Annotated in this window: 1 protein-coding gene; it reads left to right on the top strand. The window is 63.3% G+C overall.

Going from position 1 to position 4407, the window contains the following annotated elements:
* Nucleotides 1-4407 (top strand): non-ribosomal peptide synthetase (locus tag C9383_RS19865; RefSeq protein WP_146164717.1); only part of this gene is annotated, 4407 nt, incomplete at both ends.

The raw sequence follows: 4407 nt of genomic DNA, 5'->3' as shown, positions 1-4407 counted from the left end.
TTGTTCCACCAGTACGCCGAAGGATTGTTGCCGGTCTTCCCGCAACTGCGTTACCTGATTGTCGGCGGTGATGTGCTCGATCCGAGCGTGATCGCCCGGGTCCTCAAGGACGGCGCACCTCAGCACCTGCTCAACGGCTACGGCCCGACCGAGGCGACGACGTTCTCGACCACCCATGAGATTACGCGGGCAGACGAGGGCAGCATTCCGATTGGCCGTCCGGTGGGCAACAGCCGTGCCTACGTGCTCGATGCCCGCCAGCAACCGGTGCCGGTCGGTGTGACCGGCGAGTTGTACATCGGTGGTCAGGGGGTTGCCCTAGGCTACCTGAACCGCGCTGATCTGACGGCGGAGAAATTCCTCGCCGACCCGTTCAGCGACGGAGCGCTGATGTACCGCACCGGCGATCTGGTGGCCTGGCGTGCCGACGGCACCTTGCAGTATCAGGGCCGTAACGACCAGCAGGTGAAGATTCGCGGCTTCCGCATCGAACTGGGCGAGATCGAAACGCGCCTGAGTGAGCACCCGCAGGTCAAGGACGCGGTGGTGCTCGCGCGTGAGGACGAACCGGGGTACAAGCGCCTGGTGGCGTATTTCACCGAGCGTGAAAACGTCGATATCCAATCCTTGCGTGAGCATCTGCAAGCGCAGTTGCCGGATTACATGGTGCCGGCCGCCTACGTGCGCCTGGACAGTCTGCCGCTGACCAACAACGGCAAGGTCGACCGCAAGGCCCTGCCTGCACCGGATCAGGACGCCCTGCTGAGCCGTGGCTACGAAGCGCCACAAGGTGAAGTGGAAACCGTGTTGGCGCAGATCTGGGCGGATGTGCTCAAGGTCGAGCAAGTCGGGCGTCACGATAACTTCTTTGAACTGGGCGGCCATTCGCTGCTGGCGGTCAATTTGATTGAACGCATGCGCCAGGCTGACCTCAGCGCCGATGTACGCGTGTTGTTTCGCCAGCCCACCCTTGCGGCGCTGGCGGCTGCCGTCGGCTCCGGGCGTGAGGTGGTTGTACCGGCCAACCGGATTACGCCTGACTGCGCACGCATCACTCCCGACCTGCTACCCCTGATGACCCTGGACCAGGCGAGCATCGACCATATCGTCGCCCAGATCCCGGGCGGCACGGCCAATGTGCAGGATATTTACCCGTTGGCGCCATTGCAGGAAGGCGTGTTGTACCACCATATCCGTGCCGAAACCGGCGATCCCTACTTGCTGCAATCGAGTTACGGGTTTGACAGCCTGGAGCGTTTCCAGGTGTTTATCGAGGTGCTGCAGGCGGTCATCGATCGCCATGACATCCTGCGCACCAGCCTCGTCTGGCAAGGCCTGGAAAACCCGGTGCAAGTGGTGTGGCGCAAGGCCGCGCTGGCGGTGCAGGAAATGCCCGCCGACCCGCACGGCGATGACGTCGTGAACCAGCTGCGTGAGCGTTTCGATGCCCGTCACTATCGCCTGGAACTGACCCAGGCACCGTTGATGCGCATCGTCTATGCCCGTGACGAGGCCAATCAGCGGATCGTCGCGTTGCTGATGTTCCATCACTTGATCATGGACCATACCGCCCTTGATGTGGTGCAACAGGAAATGCACCTGTTGCTGCAGGGTCAGGCCGAACAGCTGAAGCACGCGGTGCCTTACCGCAATTATGTGGCGCAGGCACGTCTGGGCAGCACTGATGCGGAGCACGAGCGGTTTTTCCGCGAGATGCTCAGCGATATCGATGAGCCGACCTTGCCGTTCGGTCTGCAGGATGTGCAGGGCGATGGGCATGGCGTGGGCGAAGCCACACACCTGCTTGATAAGGGCTTGAGCCTGCGCCTGCGCGAACAGGCACGCCAGACCGGCGTCAGCGCCGCCAGCCTGTTTCACCTGGCCTGGGCAAGGGTGTTGGGCAGCGTGTCGGGCCGTCGCGAGGTCGTGTTCGGCACCGTGTTGCTCGGCCGCATGCAAGGCGGTGAAGGGGCGGACCGTGGGCTGGGGATGTTTATCAATACCTTGCCGCTGCGAGTTGATGTCGACGCAGTGGGCGTGCGCTCGGCCGTCAAGGCAACCCATGCGCGACTGACGGCGTTACTGGGGCACGAGCATGCTTCACTGGCGCTGTCCCAGCGTTGCAGCGGGGTGCCGGCGAGCGTGCCGTTGTTCAGCGCCTTGCTCAACTACCGGCACACTGGCGTGGTCGAGGACATGGCCGCGCTCGAACAGGTATGGCACGGTATGCACTTCCTGCACGCCGAAGAGCGCACCAACTACCCGATCACCTTGAGCGTCGATGACCTGGGCGAGCAATTCAATCTCAATGCACTGGTGGTTTCGCCGCTGGAGGCGCGCCGTCTCTGTGACTACCTGCTCACCGTTGTGGAGCAGTTGGTGCAGGCACTGGAGCAATCCCCCGATCTGCCGTTCGAGCAATTGTCGGTATTGCCGGCGAGCGAAGTACACCAGGTGCTGGTCGAGTTCAACCCGACCACGCGTGCCTACCCCGAAACACAGACCGTGCACGCGCTGTTCGAAGCCCACGCGGCGGCCGATCCGCAGGCGCTGGCGGCGGTGCATGGCGAGCAAGCCGTGAGTTATGCGCAATTGAACCGACGGGCCAACCAGTTGGCCCATCACCTGATCGGCCAAGGCGTGGCGCCTGGTGACCGCGTGGCGATTTTGCTGGAGCGTTCCGTGGACCTGCTGGTCAGCCAGTTGGCAATCAGCAAGTGTGCGGCGGTGTATGTGCCGCTGGATGTCAACGCGCCGTTGGACCGTCAAGGTTTCATGATCTCGGACAGCGGGGCGGCTCTGCTGCTGACGGCGGCCTCGATCGAGACGCCGCAGGTTGCTCGTCGCCTGGACCTGGATACTCTGGATCTGAGTCTTGAGCCTGATCACAACCCGGCACTGGAGCAATCCGCCGAGACGGTGGCGTACATCATGTACACCTCCGGCTCCACGGGGACGCCAAAAGGCGTGCTGGTGCCGCACCGCGCCATCACGCGCCTGGTGATCAACAACGGCTATGCCGATTTCAATCAGCATGATCGGGTGGCGTTTGCTTCGAACCCGGCGTTTGACGCCAGTACCCTGGATGTCTGGGCGCCATTGCTCAATGGCGGCGCGGTGGTGGTGGTCGATCAGGACACATTGCTATCCCAGGCCGGCTTTGCCGCGCTGTTGCAGGAACAAGCAGTCAGCGTGTTGTGGATGACCGCCGGCTTGTTCCACCAGTACGCCGAAGGATTGTTGCCGGTCTTCCCGCAACTGCGTTACCTGATTGTCGGTGGCGATGTGCTCGATCCGAACGTGATCGCTCGGGTCCTCAAGGACGGTGCACCCCAGCATCTGCTTAACGGCTACGGCCCGACTGAAGCCACTACCTTCTCGACCACCCATGAGATTACGCGGGCAGACGAGGGCAGCATTCCGATTGGCCGCCCGGTGGGCAACAGCCGAGCTTATGTGCTCGACGCCCGTCAACAACCGGTGCCGGTCGGTGTCACTGGCGAGTTGTATATCGGTGGCCAGGGGGTTGCCCTGGGCTACCTGAACCGGGCTGACCTGACGGCGGAGACATTCCTCGCCGACCCGTTCAACGACGGGGCGCTGATGTACCGCACTGGCGACCTGGTGGCCTGGCGTGCCGACGGTACCTTGCAGTATCAGGGCCGTAACGACCAGCAGGTGAAGATCCGCGGTTTCCGCATCGAACTGGGCGAGATCGAAACGCGCCTGAGTGAGCACCCGCAGGTCAAGGACGCGGTGGTACTCGCCCGTCAGGACGAACCGGGGCACAAGCGCCTGGTGGCGTACTTCACCGAGCGTGAAAACGTCGATATCCAAGCCTTGCGTGAGCATCTGCACGCGCAGTTGCCGGACTACATGGTGCCGGCCGCCTACGTGCGCCTTGACAGCCTGCCGCTGACCAACAACGGCAAGGTCGACCGCAAGGCCCTGCCTGCACCGGACCAGGAAGCCCTGCTGAGCCGTGGCTACGAAGCGCCACAAGGAGAAGTGGAAACCGTACTGGCGCAGATCTGGGCCGACCTGCTCAAGGTCGAGCAAGTCGGTCGTCACGACAACTTCTTTGAACTGGGCGGCCATTCGCTGATGGCGGTCAACCTGATCGAACGCATGCGCCGCGCCGACCTCAGCGCCGACGTGCGCGTGTTGTTCAGCCAGCCGACTTTGGCAGCGCTGGCCGCTGCGGTGGGCAGTGGGCGCGAAGTGGCCGTACCGGCCAACCTGATCACGCCCGATTGCGTGCGTATCACCCCGGACCTGCTGCCCCTGGCGGACCTGGACCAGGCGGCGATCGACCGCATCGTCGCCAGCGTGCCGGGCGGCGTGGCCAACGTGCAGGATATCTACGCCCTGGCACCGTTGCAGGAAGGCATCCTGTACCACCACATC

The organism is Pseudomonas palleroniana (assembly GCF_003031675.1).
Lineage (GTDB): Bacteria > Pseudomonadota > Gammaproteobacteria > Pseudomonadales > Pseudomonadaceae > Aquipseudomonas > Aquipseudomonas palleroniana.
Note: the sequence above shows the minus strand (reverse complement) of the source record. Positions and strands in the feature narration are given on the sequence as shown.